General features: G+C 64.1%; 28 protein-coding genes. 14 read left to right on the forward strand and 14 right to left on the reverse strand.

The window, feature by feature from the left end:
* Positions 1-2: 2 nt before the first annotated feature.
* Genes KTJ77_RS10590 through KTJ77_RS10600 form a run of 3 tightly spaced genes read right to left on the reverse strand, consistent with a single transcriptional unit; the run spans position 3 to position 2,610 of the window.
* Positions 3-926, reverse strand: coding sequence for an NAD(P)-dependent oxidoreductase (locus tag KTJ77_RS10590; protein ID WP_217338515.1), 924 nt, complete (start codon positions 924-926; stop codon positions 3-5).
* Positions 923-1,708 carry a MaoC/PaaZ C-terminal domain-containing protein gene (locus tag KTJ77_RS10595; RefSeq protein WP_217338516.1) on the reverse strand — a complete coding sequence of 262 codons (786 nt, stop codon included), beginning with the start codon at positions 1,706-1,708 and terminating at the stop codon, positions 923-925. The genes KTJ77_RS10590 and KTJ77_RS10595 overlap by 4 nt, the downstream gene beginning before the upstream one ends.
* Positions 1,705-2,610: an SDR family oxidoreductase gene (locus KTJ77_RS10600; protein ID WP_217338517.1), complete on the reverse strand. Its 906-nt coding sequence runs from the start codon at positions 2,608-2,610 to the stop codon at positions 1,705-1,707. Before KTJ77_RS10600 ends, KTJ77_RS10595 begins: the two co-directional genes overlap by 4 nt.
* A 146-nt stretch (positions 2,611-2,756) precedes the next feature.
* Between KTJ77_RS10600 and KTJ77_RS10605 the strand changes: the two genes are divergently transcribed.
* The 5 genes from KTJ77_RS10605 (at position 2,757) to KTJ77_RS10625 (ending at position 7,028) form a co-directional block, all read left to right on the forward strand.
* Positions 2,757-3,515, forward strand: a complete 759-nt coding sequence (locus tag KTJ77_RS10605; RefSeq protein WP_217338518.1) for an enoyl-CoA hydratase family protein — start codon at positions 2,757-2,759, stop codon at positions 3,513-3,515.
* A gap of 9 nt (positions 3,516-3,524) precedes the next feature.
* On the forward strand, positions 3,525-4,367 hold the full coding sequence (locus KTJ77_RS10610) for a CoA transferase subunit A (protein ID WP_217338519.1): 843 nt from the start codon (positions 3,525-3,527) through the stop codon (positions 4,365-4,367).
* Positions 4,364-5,203 carry a CoA-transferase subunit beta gene (locus KTJ77_RS10615; protein ID WP_367948907.1) on the forward strand — a complete coding sequence of 280 codons (840 nt, stop codon included), beginning with the start codon at positions 4,364-4,366 and terminating at the stop codon, positions 5,201-5,203. Before KTJ77_RS10610 ends, KTJ77_RS10615 begins: the two co-directional genes overlap by 4 nt.
* Positions 5,203-6,276, forward strand: a complete 1,074-nt coding sequence (locus KTJ77_RS10620; protein ID WP_217338520.1) for a nitronate monooxygenase family protein — start codon at positions 5,203-5,205, stop codon at positions 6,274-6,276. The genes KTJ77_RS10615 and KTJ77_RS10620 overlap by 1 nt, the downstream gene beginning before the upstream one ends.
* 479 nt (positions 6,277-6,755) lie before the next feature.
* A complete protein-coding gene (locus tag KTJ77_RS10625) occupies positions 6,756-7,028 on the forward strand; it encodes a hypothetical protein (RefSeq protein WP_217338521.1) in 273 nt (90 codons plus the stop codon).
* Positions 7,029-7,424: 396 nt separating this feature from the next.
* On the opposite strand, the gene KTJ77_RS10630 is transcribed toward KTJ77_RS10625, so the two are convergent.
* From KTJ77_RS10630 to KTJ77_RS10640, 3 genes are read right to left on the reverse strand one after another with little or no spacing between them, the layout of a single operon-like run.
* Positions 7,425-8,576: an acetyl-CoA C-acetyltransferase gene (locus KTJ77_RS10630; protein WP_217338522.1), complete on the reverse strand. Its 1,152-nt coding sequence runs from the start codon at positions 8,574-8,576 to the stop codon at positions 7,425-7,427.
* 14 nt (positions 8,577-8,590) lie between these two features.
* On the reverse strand, positions 8,591-9,382 hold the full coding sequence (locus KTJ77_RS10635) for an SDR family oxidoreductase (protein ID WP_217338523.1): 792 nt from the start codon (positions 9,380-9,382) through the stop codon (positions 8,591-8,593).
* Positions 9,379-10,548: an acyl-CoA dehydrogenase family protein gene (locus tag KTJ77_RS10640; RefSeq protein ID WP_217338524.1), complete on the reverse strand. Its 1,170-nt coding sequence runs from the start codon at positions 10,546-10,548 to the stop codon at positions 9,379-9,381. The genes KTJ77_RS10635 and KTJ77_RS10640 overlap by 4 nt, the downstream gene beginning before the upstream one ends.
* Positions 10,549-10,667: 119 nt before the next feature.
* Between KTJ77_RS10640 and KTJ77_RS10645 the strand changes: the two genes are divergently transcribed.
* From KTJ77_RS10645 to KTJ77_RS10660, 4 genes are read left to right on the forward strand one after another with little or no spacing between them, the layout of a single operon-like run.
* On the forward strand, positions 10,668-11,522 hold the full coding sequence (locus KTJ77_RS10645) for an enoyl-CoA hydratase (RefSeq protein WP_217338525.1): 855 nt from the start codon (positions 10,668-10,670) through the stop codon (positions 11,520-11,522).
* Positions 11,519-12,691 (forward strand): acyl-CoA dehydrogenase family protein, encoded by a 1,173-nt coding sequence (locus tag KTJ77_RS13600; protein ID WP_217338526.1) that lies wholly within the window; start codon positions 11,519-11,521, stop codon positions 12,689-12,691. Before KTJ77_RS10645 ends, KTJ77_RS13600 begins: the two co-directional genes overlap by 4 nt.
* The gene (locus tag KTJ77_RS10655; protein WP_254367764.1) at positions 12,688-13,656 is read left to right on the forward strand and encodes an acyl-CoA dehydrogenase family protein; all 969 of its coding nucleotides are present in this window, start codon (positions 12,688-12,690) and stop codon (positions 13,654-13,656) included. The genes KTJ77_RS13600 and KTJ77_RS10655 overlap by 4 nt, the downstream gene beginning before the upstream one ends.
* Positions 13,653-14,744 carry an acyl-CoA dehydrogenase family protein gene (locus KTJ77_RS10660; RefSeq protein ID WP_217338527.1) on the forward strand — a complete coding sequence of 364 codons (1,092 nt, stop codon included), beginning with the start codon at positions 13,653-13,655 and terminating at the stop codon, positions 14,742-14,744. Before KTJ77_RS10655 ends, KTJ77_RS10660 begins: the two co-directional genes overlap by 4 nt.
* 71 nt (positions 14,745-14,815) lie before the next feature.
* Here the strand turns inward: KTJ77_RS10660 and KTJ77_RS10665 are convergent, their stop codons facing one another.
* From KTJ77_RS10665 to KTJ77_RS10675, 3 genes are all read right to left on the reverse strand, one after another.
* Entirely contained in the window at positions 14,816-15,244 is a 429-nt protein-coding gene (locus KTJ77_RS10665) for a hypothetical protein (RefSeq protein WP_217338528.1), read from the reverse strand.
* Complete coding sequence (locus KTJ77_RS10670; protein ID WP_217338529.1) at positions 15,241-16,056, reverse strand: alpha/beta fold hydrolase; 816 nt, start codon at positions 16,054-16,056, stop codon at positions 15,241-15,243. The genes KTJ77_RS10665 and KTJ77_RS10670 overlap by 4 nt, the downstream gene beginning before the upstream one ends.
* 68 nt (positions 16,057-16,124) lie before the next feature.
* A complete protein-coding gene (locus KTJ77_RS10675) occupies positions 16,125-16,925 on the reverse strand; it encodes an SDR family oxidoreductase (protein WP_217338530.1) in 801 nt (266 codons plus the stop codon).
* Positions 16,926-16,994: 69 nt separating this feature from the next.
* Here KTJ77_RS10675 and KTJ77_RS10680 point away from each other — a divergent pair, with 69 nt between their 5' ends.
* Entirely contained in the window at positions 16,995-17,600 is a 606-nt protein-coding gene (locus KTJ77_RS10680) for a TetR/AcrR family transcriptional regulator (protein WP_217338531.1), read from the forward strand.
* Positions 17,601-18,191: 591 nt separating this feature from the next.
* Here the strand turns inward: KTJ77_RS10680 and KTJ77_RS10685 are convergent.
* On the reverse strand, positions 18,192-18,797 hold the full coding sequence (locus tag KTJ77_RS10685; RefSeq protein WP_217338532.1) for a gamma carbonic anhydrase family protein: 606 nt from the start codon (positions 18,795-18,797) through the stop codon (positions 18,192-18,194).
* Positions 18,797-19,537 (reverse strand): SDR family NAD(P)-dependent oxidoreductase, encoded by a 741-nt coding sequence (locus KTJ77_RS10690; RefSeq protein WP_217338533.1) that lies wholly within the window; start codon positions 19,535-19,537, stop codon positions 18,797-18,799. The genes KTJ77_RS10685 and KTJ77_RS10690 overlap by 1 nt, the downstream gene beginning before the upstream one ends.
* Positions 19,538-19,622: 85 nt before the next feature.
* Here KTJ77_RS10690 and KTJ77_RS10695 point away from each other — a divergent pair, with 85 nt between their 5' ends.
* On the forward strand, positions 19,623-20,063 hold the full coding sequence (locus tag KTJ77_RS10695) for a VOC family protein (RefSeq protein ID WP_217338534.1): 441 nt from the start codon (positions 19,623-19,625) through the stop codon (positions 20,061-20,063).
* Here KTJ77_RS10695 and KTJ77_RS10700 read toward each other — a convergent pair.
* Both KTJ77_RS10700 and KTJ77_RS10705 read right to left on the reverse strand, forming a co-directional pair.
* Positions 20,060-20,941 (reverse strand): aldo/keto reductase, encoded by an 882-nt coding sequence (locus KTJ77_RS10700; protein ID WP_254367765.1) that lies wholly within the window; start codon positions 20,939-20,941, stop codon positions 20,060-20,062. The two genes, KTJ77_RS10695 and KTJ77_RS10700, sit on opposite strands and share 4 nt — an antisense overlap.
* 8 nt (positions 20,942-20,949) lie before the next feature.
* Positions 20,950-21,672 carry an SDR family NAD(P)-dependent oxidoreductase gene (locus KTJ77_RS10705; RefSeq protein ID WP_217338536.1) on the reverse strand — a complete coding sequence of 241 codons (723 nt, stop codon included), beginning with the start codon at positions 21,670-21,672 and terminating at the stop codon, positions 20,950-20,952.
* 151 nt (positions 21,673-21,823) lie between these two features.
* On the opposite strand from KTJ77_RS10705, the gene KTJ77_RS10710 reads away from it, so the two are divergent.
* Positions 21,824-22,687 (forward strand): CoA transferase subunit A, encoded by an 864-nt coding sequence (locus KTJ77_RS10710; RefSeq protein ID WP_217338537.1) that lies wholly within the window; start codon positions 21,824-21,826, stop codon positions 22,685-22,687.
* Positions 22,684-23,439, forward strand: coding sequence for a CoA-transferase subunit beta (locus KTJ77_RS10715; RefSeq protein WP_217338538.1), 756 nt, complete (start codon positions 22,684-22,686; stop codon positions 23,437-23,439). Before KTJ77_RS10710 ends, KTJ77_RS10715 begins: the two co-directional genes overlap by 4 nt.
* Here KTJ77_RS10715 and KTJ77_RS10720 read toward each other — a convergent pair.
* Positions 23,436-24,044: a TetR/AcrR family transcriptional regulator gene (locus KTJ77_RS10720; RefSeq protein ID WP_217338539.1), complete on the reverse strand. Its 609-nt coding sequence runs from the start codon at positions 24,042-24,044 to the stop codon at positions 23,436-23,438. The genes KTJ77_RS10715 and KTJ77_RS10720 overlap by 4 nt on opposite strands.
* Positions 24,045-24,153: 109 nt before the next feature.
* On the opposite strand from KTJ77_RS10720, the gene KTJ77_RS10725 reads away from it, so the two are divergent.
* Positions 24,154-25,767 carry an AMP-binding protein gene (locus KTJ77_RS10725; RefSeq protein ID WP_217338540.1) on the forward strand — a complete coding sequence of 538 codons (1,614 nt, stop codon included), beginning with the start codon at positions 24,154-24,156 and terminating at the stop codon, positions 25,765-25,767.
* Positions 25,768-25,776 lie beyond the last annotated feature (9 nt).

Here is a 25,776-nt window from a genome sequence, read left to right on the forward strand (position 1 = left end):
CCCTAGCTACGCGGCGGCAGTGCGTCGACAGCCGCCACAATGGCCGCGAGTTCGCGGCGCACATCATGGCGGTCGTATCCGAGCAGGGCTGTTTCGGCGGCGTCAGGCTCGTAAGCGATGACATTGCCGCGGCCCTGCACAATGAAGCGATCCGGCTGGAAAGGGTGCTCTTCGTCGCGCTCTTCAATGGTGTGCGATGAGCCCGCGGCATCGGCAATCCACTGCCAGTATTCGGAGTAGCTCAGGCTCTCGTCGCCGACGAGATAGGCCTTGCCAGGCTCGCCGCGGTCGAGGGCGCCGATCAGCGCCTGCGCGAGGGAACGCACCGACATGTAGTTCGTGCCACCAGCTGGGCCCCAGAGACCTGGTTCCGCTCGCTCGCCGCGCACCCAGCTGACGAGGCGAGCAAACCCGCGCACCCCGCGGTCTGAGTTCGCGCCGACGATCGACGGCGGGTTCACGGTGATCGCCGCGAACGTCTCATCCGTCAGAGCACGCGCCCCCTCATCGGCTGCCTTTCTGGCGGCGATGTAGAGGTCGTTTGCGGCCCACTCGGGGTGCAGCTGGTGGTAGTACGATCCGACCTGCACGAACCGGGCAACTCCGGCCTTTTTCGCGGCGGCGGCGAACGCTGGAACACCATCGCGTTGCACGCGACCCCAGAACGCTTCGTCATCGTCGCCTGCGGCAACGTGACGAATGTCGTGTCCTGCTGCGAAAATGATGCCGTCGAACCCGGAGAGGTCCACCGCTTCCGGTGCCATGTAGTCGCCAAGGAGTCGTTCGACTCCCGCGATGTGGCGGGGGTCACCCTCTGCCTCTTCGCGACGCGACAGAATGACGACGTCATCGCCACGCTCACGGAGCTGGCGCACGACCTCAGAGCCGATAAAACCGGTGCCGCCGACAACCAGAACACGACTCATGCGAACGTCGCCTTTCCGGCTGCGATCACAACGGTTCCGTCGCGTTCAATGTCAAACGATTCGCCCCACGTGCGAATCTGCAGGTGGTCGCCCGGAATTACCATTCCCGAGAACCGACCCTCAAGCTCGACGAGGTCGGCCGGGTGCTTACCTGCCGCGTCAGCCAGCGGAATCAACGCACCGGCAATCGTGGCGAGGCCCTGCAGGATCGGCTTTTCCTGGCCGATCCTGGCGGCGGCTGCCGGGTCAATGTGAATGTGGTGGCGATCGCCGGTGAGGCGGTACAGCGCAGCTGAGTTCAGCGCAACGTTGTATTCGAGAACGTCACCCTCCCCCTCCCGCACCGCAGGTTCCGCTTTCGCTCCGCGTTCGCCGCCCCAGCCACCTGTGCCCGGGGCAAAGATCGACCATGTGGCGGTGAAGTACTCGCAGGTGACCTCGATCTCAAAGATCGAGGCGGCACCCTTGTCCCACACGTTACCTACGCGCGCGCTCATCGAAATTTCGCCCTGTCGTGGCAGTTCCTTGTGCACGACGAGCTTCTGCGAGCCGTGCACCGACGTGTTGTCCCACGCGCCTTCGGTGGCGAGAACGTCGGGAGCCCACTGTGCAAGCGTCAGGCCAAACGTCGGCATCACCCGGAACTGATCTTCAAAGACCAGGTCGAGGCGATCGGCTGGCGCACCGACGGCGAGCGCGTAGAGAATCGCATCCCACTCGGTGTAGCTCACGACGCGGTCACCAATGGGGCGACCGGCCCAGTCTCCGGCGGTTGCGGTCATGATCCGTACACCGGCTCGGGTGCGGGGGCAGCGGCGATCAGATCGCGCACGGCGGCGCCGACTTCGGCAGCCTCCCAGCGGCGACCAAGGTCGTTGGCAGGGCCGTGTGCCCAGCCGTTCTCGAGGCAAATCTTGCCGCCTTCGATTTCGATGACACGGCCCGTGACATCCGCTGCGTCTTCACTCGCGAGCCACGCGACAACCGGCGATACGTTTGCCGGGTTCATCTTGTCGAAGCCGTCCTCGGGCGCCGCCATCGCTTCAGCGAACGGCCCCTCGGTCATGCGGGTACGCGCCGACGGCGCAATGGCGTTGACGGTGACGCCGTAGCGACCCATCTCAGCTGCGGCAACAATCGACAGCGCCGCGATGCCTGCCTTGGCTGCCGAGTAGCTGGCCTGACCGATCGAGCCCTGCAGGCCTGCGCCCGACGACGTGTTGATGACGCGAGCGACCGGCTGGCGGCCCTCCTTGGATTCGGTGCGCCAGTATGCACCGGCGTGACGCATCGTTGCGAAGTGCCCCTTCAGGTGCACGCGAATAACGGCGTCCCACTCGTCTTCGCCGGTGTTGACCAGCATGCGGTCACGCACGAAGCCCGCGTTGTTGACGAGAATGTCGAGGCGTCCGAACGTGTCGATGGCCTGCTGCACGAGCTGGCCAGCCTGCTCGAAGTCTGCGATGTCGGAACCATTGGCGACGGCTTCGCCACCAGCGGCACGAATGATGTCAACAACTTCCTGCGCGGGGCCGACGGATTCTCCGTCGCCACCGAGCGTCGTGCCGAGGTCGTTGACGACAACCTTGGCGCCCTGACGGGCAAGTTCGAGGGCGTGCTCGCGCCCGAGTCCGCGTCCGGCACCCGTCACGATTGCAACGCGTCCATCCAGAATTCCGGCCATGTGCCAGCCTCCTCTTTGAGTCTTGAAGTCTTACGCTAGCGCGCATGCCTACCAAGCAATTGCTAGGTATCTCTATCCTGCCCTTTTGCGAGCAACCAAGCAAGTGCTAGGGTCAAGCAAGCAAACGTTAGGTTACGAGGTTGTCCATGACGCTTACATCCCAGATGCACGACAAAGGTGTTCGTGTCATCACGATGAACTACCCACCCGTGAACGCCCTGCCCGTGCAGGGCTGGTTCGACGTGGCCGATGCCATGATCGAAGCGGGCAAAGACGCAGACACGCGCGTTGTCGTACTGCGCGCCGAAGGCAAGGGCTTTAACGCCGGTGTCGATATTAAAGAGATGCAGAAGATCGAAGGCTTCTCCGGCATCCTCGGCGCAAACCGCGGCTGCTACGAGTCGTTCAAGGCGATTTACGAGTGCCCCGTGCCCGTGATCGCTGCGATCAACGGCTTCTGCGTCGGCGGCGGCGTTGGCTTCGCTGGCAACGCCGACACGATCATCGCTTCAGAAGACGCGTACTTTGGCGTTCCCGAGGTTGACCGCGGTGCCCTGGGCGCGGCAACGCACCTCAGCCGCCTGGTTCCGCAGAACCTGCTGCGCTCGATGTACTACTCCAGCCGCACCATCACCGCCCAGCGTCTGTACGAGCTCGGCACGGTGTGGGACGTGGTTCCGCTCGACAAGCTCGAGGAGACCGCGCTCTCCTTCGCCAGCGAGATCGCGGCGAAGGACCCGCGTGTTATTCGCGCTGCGAAGGCGGCGCTGAACGGCATCGACCCGATGGACGTCAACGCGTCGTACCGCTTCGAGCAGGGCTTCACGTTTGAACTCAACCTCGCCGGTGTCGCTGACGAGCACCGCGATGAGTTCGTCGCGACCGGCAAGAACCTCGACACGTAAGTTTGATCGATGAGCAACAAGCGCCTGCGGGATGAGGAGGTTCCCGGTCTCTTCCGCGATGGCATGACGATCGGGATTGGCGGCTGGGGGTCGCGGCGCAAGCCGATGGCCCTCGTGCGCGCCCTCATTCGCTCCGGCGTGCGCGGGTTGACGATTGTCAGCTTCGGCGGTGCCGATGTTGGCATGCTGTGCGCGACCGGGCAGGCCGCCCGCGTCATGCACGGCTTCGTGTCGCTTGACACGATCGCGATCGAACCGCACTTCGCGGCGGCTCGGGTTGCCGGAACCATTCGCAACACCGATTTGGATGAGGCCATGCTGGTCTCGGGGTTGCGGGCAGCAGCTCACCGGCTGCCTTTTGAGGTCACGCGAGCGGGGCTCGGCTCTGACGCTGTGTTGCGCAATCCGGACATCAAGATGATTCGCTCGCCGTACGCCGATGGCGAGGAACTCGTGGCAATGCCCGCGATTGAGCTCGATGTCGCGCTGATTCACGTGGATCGCGCCGATGAGCGCGGCAACGGTCAAGTGCTCGGCGACGACCTGTTCTTCGACGACTACTTTGCCGCCGCAGCGGACGTAACGATCATGAGTGCAGAATCTGTGGTTCCGTCGCTGTCTGCCGAGCCCCTGCAATCGCTCGTCATTCCGCGCTTGAATGTCTCTCACATTGTCGAGGCTGAGCAGGGCGCAGCGCCGACCGCCTGCCTGCCGTCGTACCCGCGGGACGAGGCATTTCAGAAGATGTATGCCGCCTCTGTGGGTGACTGGGAGGCGTTTGCGTCTCGCTATGCGAACGTCTCACATGAGGAGTTCCGGCGGGCATATGCCGCGTTTGGGGAGGCGTCGTGACTCTTTCTTCGGACGTGACCGGTGGTTCCGACGTGACTGCTGGTGCTGAAGCGACTGCTGGTGCTGACGTGACGGATGTTTCGGACGTGGCGGATGTTTTGGACGTGACGCGCGCCGAGGTGTGTGCGGTTGCGATCAGCGATCTGTTTGTTGGTGCCGGCGAGATTCTGGCGAGCCCGACCGGGTTGGTTCCCCAACTCGGCGCCCGTCTAGCTCGCCTCACGCACGCGCCCGAGCTGATGCTGAGCGACGGCGAGGCCACGATGTTTGCGGATACGCCGGCGATCGATGAGCCATTCACCGAGCCGGAGCACTACCTGCCGTACCGCGCGCTGTTTGATCTGATTGCTCGCGGTAAGCGCCACGTCGTCATGGGCGGCTCGCAGCTCGATCAGTACGGCAATCACAACTTCTCCGCGATCGGTAATTGGCAGCGGCCGTCACACCAATTGCTCGGCGCGCGCGCCGCTGCGACGAACACCGCGAACCACGCGGTGAGCTATTGGATCCCGCGGCACGCGCCGCGCGTCTTCGTGCCCGCCGTCGACACCGTCTGCGGTGCTGGTTCCGTTCGACTTGCCGACGCCCGCTTCGCTGACCTGCGCCGCGTGGTGACAAATCTTGCGGTGCTCGACTTCTCCGGCCCAGGCGGCACAATGGCGCTCGTGAGCGTGCACCCCGGAGTATCTGTAGCCGAGGTGGCGGCAGCCACCGGTTTTGACCTTCATATTGCTGACGAGGTTCCGACGACCCGTCTTCCCACTGCTGGCGAACTCGCGCTGATTCGCGAGCGCCTTGACCCGCGCGATGCGCGATACCGAGAGGTTCCCCGCTGATGACCACTCCGCAGATGATTCGTACTGCTCTGACCGACCTGACCGGCGTTGCGCACCCCGTGGTGCAGACCGGTATGGGTTGGGTGGCAGGCGCCAAGCTCGTGTCAGCCACCGCTAACGCTGGCGCACTGGGCATCCTGGCGTCGGCGACGATGACGTATGACGAGCTCGAGAAGGCGATCATCGAGACGAAGGAGCGCACCGACAAGCCGTTCGGCGTGAACCTGCGCGCCGATGCCGGTGACGCCGTTGAGCGTAGCGAGCTGCTGATCAAGCATGGCGTGAAGGTGGCGTCGTTCGCGCTGGCTCCGAAGGAGGCGCTGATCAAGCGTCTGAAGGATGCCGGCGTCGTTGTCATTCCGTCGATTGGGGCCGTGAAGCACGCGGAAAAGGTTGCTGCGTGGGGCGCAGACGCTGTGATGATTCAGGGCGGCGAGGGTGGCGGCCACACCGGTGCCGTGCCGACGTCGATCCTGCTGCCGTCTGTGGTGTCTTCTGTCGACATTCCGGTGATCGCGGCCGGTGGTTTCTCCGACGGACGCGGCCTCGCTGCCGCCCTTGCCTATGGCGCGGTCGGCGTTGGCATGGGAACGCGCTTTCTGCTGACCTCGGACTCGTCGGTTCCGGAGGCGATCAAGCGCCGCTACCTGGAGTTTGGCCTCGACGGCACGGTCGTCACGACCAAGGCCGACGGCATGCCGCACCGCCTGTTGCGCACCGAGTTTGTTGAGGGCTTGGAGAACACCAACATCATCACGAACCTGCCTGCAACGCTCAAGCGTTCGCTGCAGTTCAAGAAGATGAGTGGCCTTTCATGGCCAGCGCTCGTGAAGGACATGTTCGCGATGAAGAAGGCGACCGGCCGCAGCTGGGCACAGATGTCGCAGGCCGCGAACACCCCGATTCTGCTCAAGCAGGGCCTCGTTGAGGGCGACATGTCTGCCGGTATGCTCGCGTCTGGCCAGGTCGTCGGCGTGATCAATGACCTGCCGTCGTGTGAAGAGCTCGTCGACCGCGTCGTTCGCGAGGCCGCCGTACGCCTCGAAGCCCTCGGCGGACTGCTCGTTCGCTAGGTTTTTCCCGCTCATTAGCTAGGTTTTACACGCTCGTTAGGCGAGGCTTTACCCGCTCGTGAGGCGAGGCGCACAGCGCCCGTCTGAACGCGCCGCCCGTGGTCAGTGGACTACGGGCGGCGCGTTTTGCGTGGTTCCGCCGCCGCCTGGCCGGCTGCAATGTCGCGAGAACAGGAGAATGTCGCGACAGCGGGAAGAAATCCGCCAAAATCTATGGCTGTCGCGACAATCTCCTCCTCTCAGGACACCGGAACCACGGGAGCGGGAGCATCGGAACCACGGGTGCGGGAGCGGCGGAACCACGAATGCGGGTGCGGCGGGTACGAGGGCGGGGGCAGCACGCAACGCACACGGCGCCTGGGGGTCGATCTGTCAACCCCTGTTATGAGATCGTGCGCTCGCCTAGGCTCGACGCGACGGCGCGAGTATCGCAGCTCGCATGAAAGCCGCACCAGGCACGACGGCGTAAGGGGCCCGACATGATCAAGAAACTGTTTGCAACCGTTCTCTGTGCCGCGGCGTTCGCCGTCGCCTCCCCCGCGCTGGCAACCGCCGCTCCAGTGGTTCCGACGGTCGTGGTTCCGGCGGTCATCGACGACTACGGAACGTACGTCGAAAACCCCGTCGAGGGGTTCTTTCCGAACGCGAACATTTGCAACGCCGAGCGGCTGAGTTTCAGGAGCCAGGGCTACTGGACCGGCGGCTGCTTCTACTCCGCCACCAACCGCGGCTGGGGCTTCTACTACAACTAACCCACGCTCCGCCCGCTTCCTCCCTCGCCCAAGCCCGCACGCTTCCTCCCTCACCCGCGCTCCCCTTGCCCCACGGCTCCCACCCGCGCCATTCCCGCCGCATTCTCCTGTTCTGCACGACGAAATGGCGCGGACAGCGCGACACCCCGTGATTTCGGCACCATCGAGTGGCGCCATCGTGCAGAACAGGGTGGTGGGGTGCGGAACCACGGGTGCGGCGAGCAAAGCAGGGCGGAACCAAGGCCGACGAGCCAGGGTACGGACGCCGAGTGGGAACCAATGGAGCAGGCACAGAACACAGGAACCACAAAGCACGCACGCGACGGAAGCACAGAAGCACCCGCACACAAAAAATCGGCCCGCTGGGGGAACCAGCGGGCCGATTGTGGGGAGGGCTTAGAGGCGCTCGATGATGGTGACGTTGGCGAGTCCGCCGCCCTCACACATCGACTGCAGGGCGTAGCGGCCGCCGCGGCGCTCGAGCTCGTTGAGCATCGTCGTCATGAGGCGGGTGCCGGTCGCGCCGATCGGGTGGCCGAGGGCGATACCGCCACCGTTGACGTTGACGCGGTCGTGGGTAGCGCCGGTCTCCTTCATCCACGCGAGGACGACGGGCGCGAAGGCCTCGTTGATCTCGAACAGGTCGATGTCGTCGATCGACAGACCGGTCTTCTCCAGCGCGTACTTGGTCGCCGGAATCGGAGCGGTCAGCATGAAAACGGGGCTGTCACCACGCACTGAGATGTGGTGGATGCGAGCGCGCGGGGTGAGGCCGTGGTCCTTCACAGCCTGCTCCGATGCGACAAGCACAGCCGACGAAGCGTCGGAAATCTGCGACGCGACAGCCGCCGTGAGGCGTCCGCCATCGACGAGCGTCTTGAGCCCCGCCATGCGCTCAAGCGTCGTGTCACGGCGGATTCCCTCATCCAAGGCCAGGCCGTTCAGCGGCGAGATCTCGTTGTCGAAGTATCCGGCGTCCTGTGCCGCTGCCGCGCGCTGGTGGCTCGCAAACGCGAACTCTTCCATCTCTTCGCGGGTGATGTTCCACTTTTCGGCGATCATTTCAGCGCCACGGAACTGCGAAATCTCTTCGCCAGGGTAGCGGGCGTTCCAGCCCTCTGACTCTGCGAACGGCGTGGTGAAACCGAACTGCTCGCCCACCATCATGGCCGCCGAAATCGGAATCTGCGACATGTTCTGCAGGCCACCGGCGATCACGAGGTCCTGCGTGCCCGAGAGCACCCCCTGTGCCGCGAAGTGCACGGCCTGCTGGCTCGAACCGCACTGGCGGTCAATCGTCACACCCGGCACGTGCTCAGGAAATCCTGCCGCAAGCAGCGCGGAGCGGCCGACGTTACCCGATTGCCCACCGATGGTGTCCGTGGTTCCGATGATCACGTCATCAACGGCGCCAGCGTCAATTCCGGTGCGCTCAACGAGCGAACGCAGGGCGTGCGCGCCGAGGTCGATCGGGTGTACGCCTGCGAGCGAGCCACCGCGCTTTCCGACGGGAGAGCGAACAGCGTCAACGATGTATGCTTCTGCCATTTTCTTGTCCTAACTTATGCGTGCTGGCTGCTGACCGAGATGACTTCACCCGTCATGTACGACGAGTAGTCGCTCGCGAGGAACACCATGACATTGGCGATCTCCCACGGCTCGGCTGCACGGTTAAAAGCTTCTTTCGCCTTGAGTTCGGTGAGCAGCTCAGCGCTGGTGACCTTCTCCAAGAACGGGTGCATCGCGAGCGAAGGCGACACCGCGTTCACGCGGATCCCCTCGGTCGCGAGGTCTTTCGCAGCCGAGCGGGTCAGCGCCATAACGCCAGCCTTCGCTGCCGCGTAGTGGGCCTGGCCCTCCTGCGCACGCCAGCCGATAACCGACGCGTTGTTCACGATGACACCGCCGTTACCTGCGGCCTTCATGCGCTGGCCGACAGCGCGGATGCAGCGGAACGTACCCGTCAGCGTGACGTTCAGCACGAGGTTCCACTGGTCGTCGGTCATCTCCAGAATCGATGCCGTGCCACCCAGGCCCGCGTTGTTGATCATGACGTCGATCGGACCAACGGCCTCAGCCGCGTCGAGCAACGCCTGCACTTGCTCTTCGTTCGTGACGTCGCACGCCTTCGCGAACACGCGGTCGTCGCCGAAGCGCTCGCGCAGTTCTGCCAGCGACGTGTCGAGACGCCCCTGGTGGGTGTCCGAAATCATGACCGAGGCGGCGCCCTCTTCGAGACACTTGATGGCCGCTGCGGAACCAATGCCTGCGCCCGCAGAGGCGGTCACGACGACGCGCTTTCCGGCGAGCAGGCCGTGGCCCGGGACGTATTGAGGGTTCAGAGCCTGGTTCATGCGCGTGCCTCCCTTGGCAAGCCGAGAATACGTTCGGCAATCACGTTTCGCTGTACCTCATCGCTACCGCCATACAGGGTGTCGGAGCGGCTGAAGAGGAACAGGGTTTGGAGTTCATCAAGTTCGTAGGGCGCTTCCTTCACAAGGATCGACAGCGCCCCCTCTGCTGCCATCGCCAGCTCGCCGAGGTCACGGTGCCACCGCGCCCACAGGAGTTTCGTGACAGAAGCGTTCAGTCCCTGCTCGCCGCCGAGCGTGCGGAGGGCGTGCAGGCGAATGATTTCAAGACCCTGGTGCGCACGCACGATGGCGTCACGCAGAATCGGGTCGTCAATGGTTCCGCTCTTCTTCGCCGTCTCGATCACGAGATCCAGCTCAGCGCGGAATGCGATCTGCTGCGCGAGGGTCGAAACGCCGCGCTCGAAGCCGAGGGTCGCCATTGCGACCTTCCAGCCGTTGCCCGCGCCACCGACCACGAGGTCAGCGTCAGTCACCGCGTCGGTGAAGAACACCTCGTTGAATTCGCTCGTGCCGGTGAGCTGCAGGATGGGGCGCACTTCGACGCCCGGCTGGTCGACCGGAACCAGGAGGTAGCTGAGGCCAGCGTGGCGCGATGAGCCCTCTTCGGTGCGCGCGACGACGAAGCACCACTGCGCGTGCTGGGCAAGTGACGTCCACACCTTCTGGCCGTTGACAACCCACTGATCGCCGTTGAGGCGTGCCTGGGTGGCGACAGCGGCGAGGTCAGAGCCGGCGCCCGGCTCGGAGTAGCCCTGGCACCACAGTTCTTCCACGGCCACGATCGTCGGCAAGAAGCGTGCCTTCTGCTCGGCGGTGCCGTGCTCGATCAGTGTCGGGCCGAGAAGCTCCTCGCCGAGGTGGTTGACGCGCGCCGGAGCGCCCGAGCGGGCATACTCCTCGTGGAAAATCACCTGTTGCTGGATCGAGAGGCCGCGTCCGCCGTATTCAACCGGCCACGCGACACACGACCAACCAGCGGCCGCCATGTGACGGTTCCACTCCAGTCGCTCTTCAAAAGCTTCGTGCTCGCGGCCAGAGCCGCCCTTGCCGCGCAGCTCGGCAAATTTGCCGATGAGGTTGGCTTCGAGCCAGGTGCGAATTTCAGCACGGAACGCTTCGTCCTCAGCCGAGTAGGTGAGCTCCATTGCGCCTCCTTGATGTCGGGCCTTCTTCGGCCATCGACGTATGTGTCGATGTCATGCTAGCGTACAACCAAGCAATTGTTTGGTTGTTTTTGGTTTTCGAGTTCAGTGAGGAGCTCCCCGTGGCTGAAGCAGAAGTCGACGTGGTCACCTACGAGGTGCACGGTTCGACCGCGATCGTGCGACTCAACCGCCCGCAATACCGTAACGCTCAGAACTCCGCCGTGACCTACGCGCTCGACGCCGCATTTACGCGTGCTGTCAACGACGATGAGGTCAAGGTCATCGTTCTCGCTGGAAATGGCGATCACTTCTGCGCTGGTCACGACATCGGAACCCCGGGTCGCGACATCGACAAGAGTTTCGAGCGCAAGGCGGTCATTTGGTACGACCACGTCGGCGCTTCCGGCGTCGACGCGCGATTCGCCCGCGAGAGCGAGGTGTATCTCGGAATGTGCCGCCGCTGGCGTGAGATTCCGAAGCCCATGATCGCCATGGTGCACGGTGCCTGCATCGCCGGTGGCCTCATGCTCGCGTGGTCGTGTGACTTCATCGTCGCCAGCGACGACGCATTCTTCCAAGACCCGGTCGTTCGCATGGGCATCCCCGGTGTCGAGTACTTCGCACACCCGTGGGTCACCAACCCGCGCTTCGCGAAGGAAATGCTGTACACCGGTGAGCGCGTTCCTGCGCAGCGTGCGTACGAAGTCGGCATGGTAAACCACGTGGTTCCGCGTGCCGAACTCGAAGAGCGCACCATGGCCATCGCCGAGCGCATCGGTCAGATGCCCCGCATTGGCCTCACCCTCACGAAGAAGGCCGTCAACCAGGCAGAAGACCTGATGGGTCAGCGCGCTGGCATGGACAGTGTCTTTGGCCTGCACCACGCAGCCCACGCCCACAACGCCGAAGTCGGAGGCGACTCCCTCGGCGGCGTTAACCACAAGACCATCCGCGACGCGGAGGAGAAGAAGTGAATCTCGATTTCACCCCCGAGCAGGAAGCGTTTGCCGCCGAGGCACGCGCTTGGCTCGCCGAGAACGTGCCCACCGAGCGCTTGGCATCGATGGACACCGCCGAAGGTTTCGAACAGCACCGTGAGTGGGAGCGCACGCTCGCCTCGGGTAACTGGTCGGTTGTTTCCTGGCCCGCCGAATACGGCGGCCGCGAAGTTGGCATCACCGAGTGGGTCATCTTCGAAGAGGAATACTACCGCTCCGGCGCACCCACGCGTGTGGCTCAGAACGGTATCTCGCTACTCGCGCCGATCGTGTTTGAGCACGGTACGCCCGAGCAGAAGGCGAAGTACCTGCCGCTGATGTCAAACGGCACCGAGATTTGGGCGCAGGCCTGGTCAGAGCCCGGCGCTGGTAGCGACCTGGCTGCAATCCGCGCCACGGCGACGCGTGATGACGCGCGCGGTGGCTGGCTGCTGAACGGTCAGAAGATCTGGTCGTCGCGCGCCGTGTGGGCTGACCGTGGCTTCGGACTGTTCCGCTCCGACCCCGAGGCCCAGCGCCACCGCGGTCTCACCTACTTCCTGTTCCCGATGGACGCTCCCGGCATCACCGTGCGCGCAATCGAACAGCTCGATGGTTCCACCGGCTTTGCCGAGGTGTTCTTCGACGACGTATTCGTGCCCGACGAGGACGTGCTGGGTGCGCCTGGCGACGGCTGGAACGTCGCGATGTCGACCGCAGGCAACGAGCGCGGCTTGTCGCTGCGTGCGCCCGGTCGCTTTCTTGCCCCGGTCGATCGCCTGATCGACCTGTGGGACGAGCGCGGCGAGAGCGAGCCGAGCGCCCGCGACGCTGTCGTTGACAGCTGGATCGGCGCCGAGGCGTACAAGCTGTTCACGTGGCAGACCGTTTCGCGTCTGTTGCAGGGCGGCGACGTTGGAGCCGAAGGCTCGATCAACAAGGTGTTCTGGTCAGAACTCGACATTCACATTCACGAGACGGCGCTGCGCCTGCTCGGCCCTGAGGCTGAGCTGATTGGCGATGGCGCCCCCGTGGGTGGCAAGTGGGCCGAGGACTACCTCTTCGCCCTCGCCGGACCGATTTACGCCGGCACTAACGAAATTCAGCGCAACATCATCGCGGAGCGAATCCTCGGACTCCCCCGCGGCGACCGAAGGAAGGCATGATGCAGTTCCTCCCTACTGACGAACAGACCGCATTCGCCGAGGCGATCGACGAGATCGTAACCGCCAACGGCGGCGCCGACGTCGTGCAGGCGTGGGCTGCGGGCGACAAGGCCGCGGGCTTGGCACTGTGGGAACAGTTCTCCGAGCTCGGCCTCGGCGGACTCCGCGTTGCCGAAGAAGACGGCGGCCTGGGCGCCAGCGCCGTTGACCTCGCGATCGTGTTCGAGCGCCTCGGTTACCACGGCGTTCCTGGCCCCTACATCGAGTCCCTCGCTTTCCTTCCGGCCGTCGTCTCTGACGAGGTTCGGGCGGAGATTTGCGGCGGCGCAATGGCGACCGCAACCTACGCGCCGTTCGTGCCATACGCACTCGACGCTGACGTGGCTTCGCTTCGATTCGCCGTTGACGGTTCCGGTGTCACTCCGGCCGACGCTGGCGACGCGATCTCTTCGATGGCTAAGACCCGCACGCTTTTCCCGCTTTCTGGTTCCGGAACCACGACTGCAGTCTCTGCGGAAGCTCTGGACCGTGGATTCGCGGAGGCAGCACTCGCCACCGCGGCGATGCTCGTCGGTGCGGGCGAGCGCCTGCTCGATGAGGCCGTGGAGTACGCGAAGATTCGTGAGCAGTTTGGTAAGCCGGTTGGCGAGTACCAGGCGCTCAAGCACCACCTCGCGAACGTGCGTGTGGCGTTGAGCTTCGCGCGCCCGCTCATGCTGCGTGCCGCGCTCGACATTGACAGCCCCAACCGTGACCGCGATGTGTCGGCCGCGAAGGTTTCGGCCGCTGATGCCGCGACGCTCGCCGCGAAGCTGTCGCTGCAGGTGCACGGGGCGATCGGCTACACCGCCGAGCACCACGTGGGCCGCTGGGTTACGCTGGTGCCCGCGCTTGTGCAGTCGTGGGGTTCGACGTCGTTCCACCGCGACCGCGTTGCCGCCGCAATTTTGAACCAGGGGGCATGATGCAGTTCGATCCCACCGAAGAGCAGGAAGAGCTCGTCGGCATGCTGCGCGACCTGCTGTCGTCCCGCTCGGACTCGGGTGCGGTGCGCCGCGCCATGGAGTCAGAATCGGGCTACGACGCTGACCTGTGGCGCGTGCTGTGCGAAGAGATTGGTGCCGCGTCGCTTGCGATTCCTGAGGAGTTCGGCGGCGCTGGCTTTACCGCTTTTGAGACGCACCTCGTGCTCGAAGAGCTGGGCGCCGCGATGACGCCGTCGCCGTACCTCGGAACCGTCGCGATCGCCGCCCAGGCCGTGCTCTGCTCTGGCGATGCCGACGCATGCGAGCGCCTGCTGCCCGGTATTGCCGCCGGTGAAACCACGGCAGCGCTCGTGTGGGCTGATGATCGAGGACTCTTCGATGCCACGCGTTTTGGTGTTTCGTTTGACGGGGCTTCGTTGAGCGGAACCGCACCGCTGGTGATCGACGGATCGACCGCCGACGTGCTGCTGGTGTTGGCTGCGACCTCTGACGGCGTTGGCCTGTTTGAGGTTGCTGGCGATGCTGCCGGCGTCACCCGCGTGGCGACCCCGGCGATGGACACCACGTTGCGCTTCGCCCAGGTGACGTTCGACGGCGCCGCCGCCGTTCGTATCGGCAATGCTGTTGACACCGAGCGCCTCCGCGACATCGCGGCCACGGCCGTCACCGCACTGCAGGTTGGTGGCGCCCGCCGCATTCTCGACCTCACCGTTGAGTACTCGAAGCAGCGTGTGCAGTTCGGCCGTCAGATCGGTTCGTTCCAGGCCCTGAAGCACCGCATGGCCGATATGCACTTGCTCGTGGAGACCGCGACCACGGCCTCGCGCGCTGCGGCTTCCGCCGTGGCGTCCGGCGCTGAACTGGGGCCGCTCGCCGCACTCGCGAAGACATGGGCATCGGATGCTTTCAGCACCGTCGCTGGCGAGGCTGTGCAGTTGCACGGCGGTATCGCGATCACGTGGGAGCACGACGCGCACCTGTACTTCAAGCGCGCTCACGCGACGCGTGAACTGTTCGGCTCGCCCGAGGCGATCCGCGTGCGTGAAGCTGAGCGCCTGCTGGCGTAAGTATTCGTTTCGTTCAGAGGGCTCGTACCGTCGCGGTGCGGGCCCTCTGGCGTTTGCCGGTTGGGGGTTGCTTAGTCTTGTCGTTTGGCCGTTCGGCAGCTGTTCATCAAGACGGAAACGCCCCAGAAAACACTCCACCAAAGTGTCGGCACGACAACGAAGGCGGCAAACGCCAGTGCGAAGCCCGGGCCCACACCCCACCCTTGTGTCATGCCCACAAACAGCCCATAAATCAGAACGCCGCCGGCGAATACGATCACGGGAGTCGCCAACGCGTGCCTTGCGGATAGCTCGCGCCGCGTGATCTTGAGGATGACGACCACGACGACAGCCCCAGCGAGGCCTACGCCCGCCACATTAGCCCATGCGAGAACGGTACCGCCGGTCGGGTGTGAGACCTCACTAAAGCCCCACCAGATCGCAAAAGCGAGGAGCCAGCTCCCGATGCCCAGCAGCACGAAAACGGCATCCGCGCGCCAATCGACCCAGGCTTCCCTCATGGAAGAAACGTACTACCTCGCCCCAAGAACTTGAGCACGCGGCGCGTGGTGGGGGCGGCGTTGCGGATCATGGACTGGTGGCTCGTGTCGGGCAACGTGTCGTACGTGGCATCGGGGATCAGCCGCGCTGCTTCCTGAGCCCATGGTTCCGGAACCACGCAGTCGTGTTCGCCGCGCAGGATGAGGGTTTTCTGCGTGAGACGAGGGTAGCTGCGCTCCGGACTGTGCACCATCATGGCGCGCATTTTGCGGATGAGGTGGGGGCCGGCGCGCAGATACTCGTAGCCGCCGAGCAGCACAACCTTGGGGCTCTCTCCCCACAGATCACGCAGGAGGCGGCCGATTTGGATCATGATGCGGCGGGCGGATTCGTCGACGGTTGGCGCGATCATGACGAGTTCACTCACGAGCTTCGGGTGGCGCACCGCGAGTTCAGCGACGACCTGCGTGCCCATCGAGTGGCCGATCGCCGTGACACCGCTCACGCCGCGATCACACAGCAGGGCCGCCAGCATGTCGGCGGTGCGTTCCATCGTCGGCGTGCGTGGTGGTTCCGGCGAATCGCCATAGCCCGGCTGGTCGATCGCGATCACGCGGCCAATCTTCTTGAGGTCGTCGATGAGCTCGGCGAAGACGACACGGCCCATACCGATGCCGTGCACGAGGACGAACACCGGGGTTCCGGAGCCAAACTCCTCGAACACCATGTCGGCGCCCTGCCACGAAAACGTGTCGACGCGGCCGTCGAGTGCGGGCGCACCAGCGGTCTCAGCGACGGCGTCGGAGAGGATATCGTCGGGGTTATCGGCCATGCCCCCAGCATAAAAGCGCCCGGCCCCGAAAACGGAACCGGGCGCTCAATCCGCGAGATGCGAGAGGTTTACTTCGGGTCGTTCCACGACCAGATGTCGTCGCCGCGCAGCGACGCGTCAGCGCCACCGTCAACGTAGATCGTCTGGCCAGCCATGTGCGTGTTTGCGGGGCTCGTCAGGAAGATCAGCACCTCGGCGATCGACTCGGGCTTCTGGTGGTAGTTCAGCGGCATCGGAACGCTCGCGTCGACCATCTTGACCGTGTCGGGGTCGCTCAGCAGGCCCTCGGTCATCGGCGTCAGCACGGTTCCGGGAGCCACGGCGTTCAGCGCAATGCCAGCGCCGGCGTAGTCGGCCGAAATCGATGCACGACGCACCCAGCGCGACAGCGCACGCTTGGACGACGGGTAGACCGCGTAACCAACCTGCGGGCCCTGCTCAGCGAGCTTGTCAGCAATCTCGACGGCCTTAGCCTCATCGCCAGCGAGAGCCGCGTCAACGATCTCGGGCGAGTTCGGCTGCAACGAGGCCATCGACGACACAACAGCAACGCGCGGAGCGTCGCTCTTGCCGAGGGCAGGCAGCAGCTCCTGCAGCAGGTTGACAACACCGAAGTAGTTCACCGAAATCGTCAGTGCACGCGGAGCAGAAATACCAGCGCACGCAATCACAGCGTCAACGACGCCACCCGAAAGCTCAACAATCTTGGCGGCAGCGGCAACGCGACCCTCCTGGGTTGAGAGGTCAGCCTCCACATCGGCGTTCTTCAGATCGACGCCGATGACCTTTTCGCCACGCTCCGTGAGCATGCGCGAGGTCGTCGCGCCAATGCCCGAAGCAGAACCCGTCACAACGTACGTACGAGCCATGACATTTCCGCCTTTCGTCAGGGAAATTTACATTTGTCATATTACGCCAAAAAGTGGCAAAGTGGAACCATGCGTGCAGAAGCGACAACACCCGCGAAGGGCCGTGGCCGGCCCTCCATCGTTGACGCCATGGCGATCTCCGAAGCTGCCATCGCGCTGTGGCACGAGCATGGCTATGCAAACACCGGTTGGCGAGAAATTTCGGATGCCACCGGCGTCAGCACCCGCACGCTGATGCGCCACTTTTCCAGTCGCGCCGAACTCGCGTGGATCGGCGTGCAGCCCGCAACGGAACGCATGGCGGCAGCCGCACCCCTGGTTCCGCTGGACATCCCCCTCGGCGACGCACTGCGGCAACTCATCAGCGCCTCGGTGACGCGCGACCCGAAGGTCACGGCACTTGGTCCGGATTTCTTCAGCCTCGTCAGCAGCGAGCCCGAAATCGCAGCGCTCGCTCCCAGCGCCCACAACCCGTGGATCGCCGAGGTCGCATCGTTCATCGCAGCGCGCCGCCCTGATCTCCCGCCAGCAATCACCCGCGCGATCGCGACGGCGTATCAATCAGCGCTGTTTGCCGCGCTGACCGAGTGGGCGGAAAACGGCGACACCAGGGCGGGGGACGCTGTCGACACCGTCGACGCCATGCTCGCTCACCTCGGCCTCCTCGGCGAGTAGCCCAATCCCCTCGCGGCGGGTTGGTGGGTTGGCCTTCGGCGTCACGAGCCCACTCCGCCCTGCAGAATGCAACGGATCATGTGACAGAAGTAAATCAACGTGACGCATGAGCATGACATTTCGCATTCTCTGATGCATTTTGTGGGCGCCGCGTGGCGAGCGGAACGACGAGCACCGACGTGGAGCACCGATCGACTCGGAGAGACGTGGAGCGACGCAGAGCGACGCGCGGCACCCGACCCGCCCTGCGGTTCCAATGTCCTGAGAACGACACTTTGTCGCGACAGCGATACTTTACGAGCGAAAATCACTCGCTCTCGCGACAATCCCTCGCCCTCGCGACAATCCCTCGCCCTCGCGGCACCCGACCCGCCCTGTGGTTCCAATGTCCTGAGAACGACACTTTGTCGCGACAGCGATACTTTACGAGCGAAAATCACTCGCTCTCGCGACAATCCCTCGCCCTCGCGACATCGCACCGCACCCGTTTCGGGGCACCACCACCGCCGTTCCGGGGCACCGCAGCACCCGTTGCGGGGCAGTGCAGCGCCCGAACCACCGCAACACCACCCAGCACCCAAACCGGAACCGTCAGTCGCGCTGTTTGTGGAGGGGTTGAGACACGTCTGACCCGGTCGAAACACGGGGGCGGTTTTCTTCCACCGCGGCCAGCGGCGTGACTGGCACGAGCGTCTCCCGCGAGCGCACCGCGAGCTGCTGATACACGTGGGTGCCGTTTCGTTTCCAGGCCACGGTCTCGTCGTCGAGCTCGCGAACGACTTTCGCAGGCGAGCCAAGCACCAGTGACCGCTCGGGAACCACAGTGCCTGCCGTCACCAACGCCCCGGCACCGACGAGGCAATCGGCACCAATCGAGGCGCCATCCAGAATCGTCGCGCCAATGCCGATGAGCGCATACGAACCAATGCGGCACCCGTGCAGAACAGCGGCGTGGCCCACGTGAGAAGCGGGTTCGAGTACGCAATCGTCACCAGGAAAAGCGTGAATCACAGCCGAATCCTGCACGTTCGAGCCCTCCCCCACGATGATGCGACCGAAGTCACCGCGAAGCGACGCGTGCGGGCCGATGTAACAGCCGGGCCCGATGATCACGTCACCGATCAGCACCGCTGTTTCGTGCACGAACGCAGTCGGGTCAACGACCGGAACCACGCCATCGATCGCGTAGCAGGGCATTACGCTGTTTTTCCGCCGTCGACGACGAAGTCCTGGCCCGTGCAGTAGCTTGACGCGTCCGAGGCGAGGAAAGCCACCATGGCAGAGACCTCGTCGGGGCGCCCGATACGTGCGGCCGGAATCGTCGTGATGAAGCCAATGCCATTGCGGGTGTCGTCGCTGGCCATGACGGTGTCAATGGCGCCAGGGAGCACCGTGTTGACGCGAATGCCGTAGGGGCCCCACTCGTGTGCCATGGAGCGTGTCAGTCCGCGCAGCCCGAACTTCGTCGACGAGTAGTGCGCGCGTTCGGCGTAGCCCTGCAGGCCCGACGTGGAGGAGATATTGATGACGGAACCACCCTGCTGCTTGAGAAGCGGGAGCAGTGCCTGCATGCCAAGCATGGGCCCGAGAAGGTTGATGTCAATGATCGTGCGCAGTTGCGCTTCGGTCATATCTTCCAGCTTGCCAACGGGCGACACGGCAGCGTTGTTCACGAGCACATCAACGCGACCAAACTTCTCCTCGGCGGCCGCGGCAACGCGCGCCCAGTCTGCCGACGACGCGTTGTCGTGCTTCAACGCGATCGCGTCATCACCGTAAGCGGACGCAACCTCGCGCACCGCGTCTTCGACGATGTCCGTGAGCACAAGGCGTGCGCCGAGCTCGTGAAAGAGCGCGGCGTGTGCACGCCCCTGACCGCCAGCAGCACCGGTGATAACGGCGACCTTGCCGTCGAGGCGAACGAAGGGATTCGTCATGGAATGACCTTTCCAGTATCTTGAACAAATATTTGATTGGTTACGAGACGAAGCAACGATGCTCGACCTCGGGGATGGAAAAGCAATGGCGCGACTGCATCACATGGGAATCACCGTCAGCAACACCGAAGAAGCGATCGCGTTCTACTCCTCGCTGACCTGCGGAACCGTCACCGGCCCGCTCGTCAAGCAAGGCCCGGCTGTCGAGGCGGTCACCGGCTACCCCGGCGCGCAGATCCTGATCACCTTCATCGCGTTCGACGGCGGCGACAGCGTGATCGAACTCGCCGAGTACCGCGGAACCGGAAACCAACGTCTGATTCCCGACAACGGCAAAGCTGGTTCCGCTCATCCCGCGATCGTGGTGCGCGACATCGAAGGCGAAATCACACGCCTCGCAGCCAACGGCTACGCCGCCACCAGCGCGCCGATGGTCGCGACCGCGGGCCCCATGGAGGGCTACCGCTACGCGTACATCATCGGGCCTGACGACGTACGCGTCGAGCTGTTGGAAGAACCGCACTAAACCGCCACCAAAGTCGGGCGACGAGCGGAACCAAAAGCAAAGGTGTTGAGGGCCGCAAGTTCGTGGGGTTCGAGCGTCAAGCCCGGCGCCGCGGTGCTGTCAATAATGCTCGAGGGGCGACGCCCGCCCGGAATCGGGATCATCGTGGGCGAAAGCGCCAGCATCCACGCGAGCACGACGCGGTACACGCTGACGCCGTGCAGGCGTGCCACGCGTAGGAAGGGCGGAACCACCTGGCCAAGCCCTTGCGCCGCGCGCAGGCCGCCAAACGGTCCCCATGCAAGAAAAGCGATGCCGTTCGCCTCGCAGATCTCGAGCAGGTTGAGACTCTCGGTGCGCAACGGTGAAAACTCATTTTGCACACTGACGAGCTGGTGTCCGAGCACATCACTCGCAATGGCAAGCTGGCGCGCGTCAACGTTGGAGACCCCGACGCGTTGCACGACACCGTCATCAATCAACTGCGCGAGCGCCTCAATCGATGCCCGAAATTCGACTCGGGGGTCTGGGCGGTGCAGGTGATACAGCGGAAGAGAATCAACGCCGAGGCGCTGGGCTGAGTCGCGCGCAGCACGGGCAAGGTGCTCAGGCGAGCCGTCGAGCCACCAGGAGGCGTTCTCGTGGCGCGTGTGGCCGCCCTTTGTACTGACCACAACGTCGTTCATGCGGGAGCCTAAGAGGCGCGCAAGTTCGCGTTCGTTCACGCCCATCTCAGACGTCGGTCCGTACGAGTCTGCCGTGTCGAACAGCGTGATGCCCGTTTGCAGCGCGGTGTCCACCGCGCGACGCGCAGTCTCCGAGTCGAAGTCCGGGAGCTGGGTGAGAGTCATCGCGCCGAGGCCGACGGCAGAAACCTCGAGGTCTCCAATGGTGCGCATCGAGCCGATCATTTACCGACCGCCGTCCACCCGCCATCGACCGCAACACACTGTCCGGTGACGTAGGTCGCGTCGGCAAGCAGGAAGCAAATCGCATCAGCCTGCTCTGCGGGCGACGCCAAGCGTCCGAGCGGCGTGCGTTCGGCAACGGGCTGGGTGTCGTAGCCGTTGTCGATCATGTCTTGCACCATCGGCGTCAGCGTGTGCCCGGGCGCGACGGCGTTCACGCGCACTCCGAGCGGCGCCCATTCCACCGCGAGGTTCTCTGTGAGCTGTTTGACGGCCGCCTTCGCGGTTCCGTAGTCCGCTTGCTTCGCCCAGCCGCGGTAGGCGGTGGTGGACGCAATGAAAACGAGGGAAGCCGGAACCCCGTGCAGCCGCCGCACGACTTCTCGCGATACCGAGAGGGTGCCGACGAGGTGCACGTTGTAGAGCAAGCGCATGCGGTCAAGGCTCATCTCCAGGGCAGGCACGAACTCGCCGCGAATGCCATGGCATGCCACGAGCTCGGTAATGGTTCCGCCTCGTTGGGCCGCTGCCTCGACGGCGGCAACCACCGCAGTCTCATCGGTGACGTCAACGATTTCTGTCGGAACGCCGTTGGCCGCGGGAGCGAGGTCAAACACCGTCACCGTGCGGCCGCGCGCCACAAGCGCGTCAACAACGGCCGCACCGATGCCGCTGGCGCCGCCAGTAACGATGACGTGCGGTGCGATCGGGGTATCCGACATTTGGCCTCCATTGGCGACATTGCCTCGTGCTTTTCGCCGGGGAACGATGCCCCCGTTTTGGTGCGATGGGATCATGCTAGCCTTGCAACCAAACAAACGCTAGGTTTGTTGGCAGCGCGAGCTTTGAAAACTCGCATCGAGGGAGTCAAGGATGACCGACAAGACAGTGTCGATCGCCGAGGCCATTGCCGGAATTGAAAGCGGCATGACCATCGGTATTGGCGGGTGGGGATCCCGCCGCAAACCCATGGCGTTGGTGCGCGCACTCGCGCAGTCCGATGTGACCGACCTCACGGTCGTCGCATTCGGTGGACCCGACGTCGGCCTGCTGGCAGCAGCGGGCAAGATCAAGAAGCTCATCTACGGCTTCGTCACGCTGGACTCGATCCCGCTCGACCCGCTGTTCACGCAGGCTCGTGAACGTGGCGCGTTCGATATCGAAGAGTATGACGAGGGCATGTACGTTGCCGGTCTCCGTGCCGCCAACCAGCGTCTGGACTTCCTGCCTATTCGCGCAGGTCTTGGTTCCGACGTACTGCCCGCCAACCCGCAGCTGAAGCTCGTCGAGTCGCCGTACTCGGACGAGGTTTACGTCGCGATGAAGGCACTGCCGCTCGACGTTGCACTGGTGCACGTCAACCGCGCAGATGCATCGGGCAACGCCCAGTTCTTGGGCCCGGACCCGTACTTCGACGACCTGTACGCGATGGCAGCCAAGCGCACCATTGTGTCAACGGAGAAGATCGTTGAGACGAACGAGCTGCTGAACGAGGGCTCGTTCCACACGCTGCTGTTCAGCCGCATTTACACGTCGGCTGTCGTCGAGGCTCCAAACGGCGCACACTTCACGTCGTGCGAGCCGGACTACAACCGCGACGAGGCTTTCCAGAAGCACTACGTCGCATCGGCGAAAGACCCGGAGGCATGGAAGGCGTTCACCGAGCGCTTCCTGTCGACCGATGAGGCTGGCTACCACGCCGCCGTCGCGAAGTTCCACGAGGAGGCACAGGCATGACCGATGCAACCATTGCTGAGATCTGCGTTGGCGCCGTCGCCGACACCTATCTCGAATCCGGCGAGGTTCTCGCGCACGCTGTCGGCCTGATTCCGGCCATCGGCGCGCGTCTGGCTAAGCTCACGACCGCACCCGACATCGTCCTGAGCGACGGTGAAGCGTTCTTCATGGCTGAGCCGCCTGCGCTCGGCAAGTCGGCCGCTTCCGGCGGCGTCATCGAGGGCTGGGCACCGTTCCGCCGCATCTTTGACATTCTGGCTACCGGCCGTCGTCAGTCGATGATGGGCGCGAGCCAGATCGACGCATTCGGCAACCAGAACATCTCGCTTATCGGCGACTGGAAGACCCCGAAGCGTCAGCTCATCGGTGTGCGTGGCGCCCCGGGCAACACGGCAAACCACCGCGTTGACTACTGGATCTCGCGCCACTCTGCGCGCATCTTTGTCGACAACGTTGACATGGTTTCCGGCGTCGGCAACGACCGCGCACGCGCCGTCGGCGATGTGCTGCGGTTCCACCACCTGGGTGCGATCATCACCAACCTGTGCGTCTTCGGCTTCGACGCCGACGGCCGCATCATGGTGAAGTCGGTTCACCCGGGCGTTGACCCCGCCGAGGTTGAGCGCGAGACCGGCTTCACGGTCGACGCCCAGTCGGCTCCGCTGACGCGGGTGCCGAGCGACGAAGAGCTGCGCCTGATCCGGGAGGTCATTGACCCCCGCGGACTGCGCACTCGCGAGGTCGCGAACTAATCCGCGAGGAGCCCGGCGTGAAGCAGGTTCAGCAGGTGGTTGGTGAGGCTCTCGGCGGTGTGACGACCGCCGGGGCGGAACCAACGAACCGTGGACCACACCGCATCACGAATGAAGCGGTAGCTGAGCGCCGGGTCCAGTTCCTCACGGAACACGCCGTCATTCTGACCGGCAACGAGAGCAGAAATCCAAATGGTCTCGATGCGGTTGGACTCTTCGGTCAAAAACTCAAAACCGGGAACAGTCGACAAGAACGCCGACTCCTGCTGGTAAAGCCCAACGGCGTCCGGCTGCTGCTCGATGGTCTCAAAGGCCACCGCAATGAGGCGGTCAAGCTGAACGCGCGGGTCGGATTCTTCCGTCTGAATGCGCTCCAGCTTTGCCAGCAACGTCGCCATGAAGTTACGCAGGATCTCCTGCAGAATCGCTTCCTTCGACGAGAAGTGGTGGTAGAGGCTGCCCGACAGAATGCCAGCTTCATCGGCAATGTCGCGAACAGTGGTCGCCGAGTAGCCACGGCGGGCAATCAGGTGAGCGGCAATCGCCATGATTTGGTCGCGGCGCTCCGAACTCTGGTCGTTGCGGGTTCGCGTTCCTACTGGCATGTCTTATCTCCTACACCTTCACCAAGCGTTTGTTCAACTTCAGTTCTACCACCGAAGTGGCGTAAATCCTCCGCATACGCTACACAGAAACTTCCAAGAAAGGGCAACGATGTCCCACTTTTTGTCTCGTGCTGACACGATTCCCGCGCTCCTCGCTGAGAAGGCTGCGCTCGGAGATCACCCTGCAATCGTCGACGGCGACGTGCGGATCAGCTACGCAGAACTCAAGGAAAAGGCCGACGCTGTAGGCCGCGCATTCATCGCGGCAGGCGTCGAGCACGGTGACCGTGTTGCCATTTGGATTCCCAACCGTGCAGAATTCATTCTCGCAATGTTGGGCGCTCAGTCCGTCGGCGCAGCGGTGGTTCCGCTCAACACGCGCTACACCGGACACGAAGCCGCCTACATCCTGAACCGCTCGCGTGCGACGGCCATCGTGCTCAACAATGGCTTCCTCGGCAAAAACTACTCCGCCATGTTGCGCGAGGGAGCCCTCGAAGCCGGAACCGATGGTTCCGTCGTCGTCGGCATTCCGTCGCTCAAGGTGGTCGTCAGCGTCGACGACGACATGCACGACGATGCGACCGTCGCATGGGATGAGTTTGTCGCCAGCGGAACCTCGGTGAGCGATGCGGCGCTGCAGGCACGTCTCGAGGCGGTCACGGCAGACGACATGGTCGACATGTTGTTCACGTCGGGAACGACGGGCAACCCTAAGGGCGTCATGTGCTCGCACCGTCAGACCACCCAGATTGCGTACTCGTGGGCGCTCGGCGCAGACCTCACGCCAGAAGACCGCTACGGCATCGTGAACCCGATGTTCCACGGCTTTGGATACAAGGCGGGGCTCACGTCGTCGCTCATCGCGGGCGCGACCGTGTACCCGCTGCAGGTCTTCGAACCGGTTGCACTGATGCAGCTCATTGAGACAGAACGCATCAGCGTGCTGCCGGGTGTGCCGACGATCTTCACGACGCTGATCGATCACCCCGACCGCGAAAAGTACGACCTGTCTTCGCTGCGCTTTGCGGTTGCTGGCGCGACGGCTGCTCCCGAGACGCTGTTCCACGACATGGTCAACAAGCTCGGCTTTGAGCGTGTCGCGCAGGCCTACGGCCTCACCGAGTGCCTGGTTGCGACGTTCTCCCGCAAGGGTGAGTCGCTCGAGCACACCGCGACGACGACCGGGCCCGCTGTCTACGGCCTCGAAATCCGCACCATCAACCCGGACGGCACCGACGCGGGCCTGAACGAAGACGGCGAGATTCTCATCCGCGGCGGCAGTGTCATGATGGGCTACTTCGAAGACCCGGAGGCCACCGCCAAGGCGCTCGACGCCGACGGCTGGCTGCACACCGGCGACATCGGCCAGCTCGACGAACACGGCTGCCTGAAGATCACCGATCGCATCAAAGACATGTTCATCGTCGGCGGGTTCAACGTGTACCCCGCCGAGGTGGAGAACGTGCTGCGCAAGCACCCAGCGATCAACGAGTCGGCCGTCATCGGCGTCGAGGACCCGCGCCTCGGCACGGTCGGCCGCGCGTACGTCGCTGTGCTGCAGGCCGCCGAGAAGCCCACCGTCGAAGAGCTGGACGCCTTCTGCCGCCAGCGCCTCGCCAACTTCAAGGTGCCACGCGAGTTCGTTTTCGTTGACGAGTTCCCTCGCAACGCGACGGGCAAGATCCTCAAGGGTGAACTGCGCGAATCCGCATCGGCATAACCCGTTTTT

The sequence above is a fragment of the Microbacterium sp. NC79 genome, from assembly GCF_019061125.1.
Lineage (GTDB): Bacteria > Actinomycetota > Actinomycetes > Actinomycetales > Microbacteriaceae > Microbacterium.

Excerpts from the sequence above, each read along its gene's own strand:
- KTJ77_RS10635 (WP_217338523.1), bottom strand. The coding sequence starts at position 9,382 with ATGAACCAGGCTCTGAACCCTCAATACGTCCCGGGCCACGGCCTGCTC.
- KTJ77_RS10720 (WP_217338539.1), bottom strand. The coding sequence starts at position 24,044 with ATGCCAGTAGGAACGCGAACCCGCAACGACCAGAGTTCGGAGCGCCGC.
- KTJ77_RS10620 (WP_217338520.1), top strand. The coding sequence starts at position 5,203 with ATGACCACTCCGCAGATGATTCGTACTGCTCTGACCGACCTGACCGGC.
- KTJ77_RS10640 (WP_217338524.1), bottom strand. The coding sequence starts at position 10,548 with ATGGAGCTCACCTACTCGGCTGAGGACGAAGCGTTCCGTGCTGAAATT.
- KTJ77_RS10680 (WP_217338531.1), top strand. The coding sequence starts at position 16,995 with ATGCGTGCAGAAGCGACAACACCCGCGAAGGGCCGTGGCCGGCCCTCC.
- KTJ77_RS10660 (WP_217338527.1), top strand. The coding sequence starts at position 13,653 with ATGATGCAGTTCGATCCCACCGAAGAGCAGGAAGAGCTCGTCGGCATG.
- KTJ77_RS10605 (WP_217338518.1), top strand. The coding sequence starts at position 2,757 with ATGACGCTTACATCCCAGATGCACGACAAAGGTGTTCGTGTCATCACG.
- KTJ77_RS10655 (WP_254367764.1), top strand. The coding sequence starts at position 12,688 with ATGATGCAGTTCCTCCCTACTGACGAACAGACCGCATTCGCCGAGGCG.
- KTJ77_RS10600 (WP_217338517.1), bottom strand. The coding sequence starts at position 2,610 with ATGGCCGGAATTCTGGATGGACGCGTTGCAATCGTGACGGGTGCCGGA.
- KTJ77_RS10675 (WP_217338530.1), bottom strand. The coding sequence starts at position 16,925 with ATGGCTCGTACGTACGTTGTGACGGGTTCTGCTTCGGGCATTGGCGCG.
- KTJ77_RS10725 (WP_217338540.1), top strand. The coding sequence starts at position 24,154 with ATGTCCCACTTTTTGTCTCGTGCTGACACGATTCCCGCGCTCCTCGCT.
- KTJ77_RS10710 (WP_217338537.1), top strand. The coding sequence starts at position 21,824 with ATGACCGACAAGACAGTGTCGATCGCCGAGGCCATTGCCGGAATTGAA.
- KTJ77_RS10630 (WP_217338522.1), bottom strand. The coding sequence starts at position 8,576 with ATGGCAGAAGCATACATCGTTGACGCTGTTCGCTCTCCCGTCGGAAAG.
- KTJ77_RS10670 (WP_217338529.1), bottom strand. The coding sequence starts at position 16,056 with ATGGCCGATAACCCCGACGATATCCTCTCCGACGCCGTCGCTGAGACC.
- KTJ77_RS10705 (WP_217338536.1), bottom strand. The coding sequence starts at position 21,672 with ATGTCGGATACCCCGATCGCACCGCACGTCATCGTTACTGGCGGCGCC.
- KTJ77_RS10610 (WP_217338519.1), top strand. The coding sequence starts at position 3,525 with ATGAGCAACAAGCGCCTGCGGGATGAGGAGGTTCCCGGTCTCTTCCGC.
- KTJ77_RS10700 (WP_254367765.1), bottom strand. The coding sequence starts at position 20,941 with ATGCGCACCATTGGAGACCTCGAGGTTTCTGCCGTCGGCCTCGGCGCG.
- KTJ77_RS10625 (WP_217338521.1), top strand. The coding sequence starts at position 6,756 with ATGATCAAGAAACTGTTTGCAACCGTTCTCTGTGCCGCGGCGTTCGCC.
- KTJ77_RS10590 (WP_217338515.1), bottom strand. The coding sequence starts at position 926 with ATGAGTCGTGTTCTGGTTGTCGGCGGCACCGGTTTTATCGGCTCTGAG.
- KTJ77_RS10715 (WP_217338538.1), top strand. The coding sequence starts at position 22,684 with ATGACCGATGCAACCATTGCTGAGATCTGCGTTGGCGCCGTCGCCGAC.
- KTJ77_RS10665 (WP_217338528.1), bottom strand. The coding sequence starts at position 15,244 with ATGAGGGAAGCCTGGGTCGATTGGCGCGCGGATGCCGTTTTCGTGCTG.
- KTJ77_RS10595 (WP_217338516.1), bottom strand. The coding sequence starts at position 1,708 with ATGACCGCAACCGCCGGAGACTGGGCCGGTCGCCCCATTGGTGACCGC.
- KTJ77_RS10695 (WP_217338534.1), top strand. The coding sequence starts at position 19,623 with ATGGCGCGACTGCATCACATGGGAATCACCGTCAGCAACACCGAAGAA.
- KTJ77_RS10690 (WP_217338533.1), bottom strand. The coding sequence starts at position 19,537 with ATGACGAATCCCTTCGTTCGCCTCGACGGCAAGGTCGCCGTTATCACC.
- KTJ77_RS10685 (WP_217338532.1), bottom strand. The coding sequence starts at position 18,797 with ATGCCCTGCTACGCGATCGATGGCGTGGTTCCGGTCGTTGACCCGACT.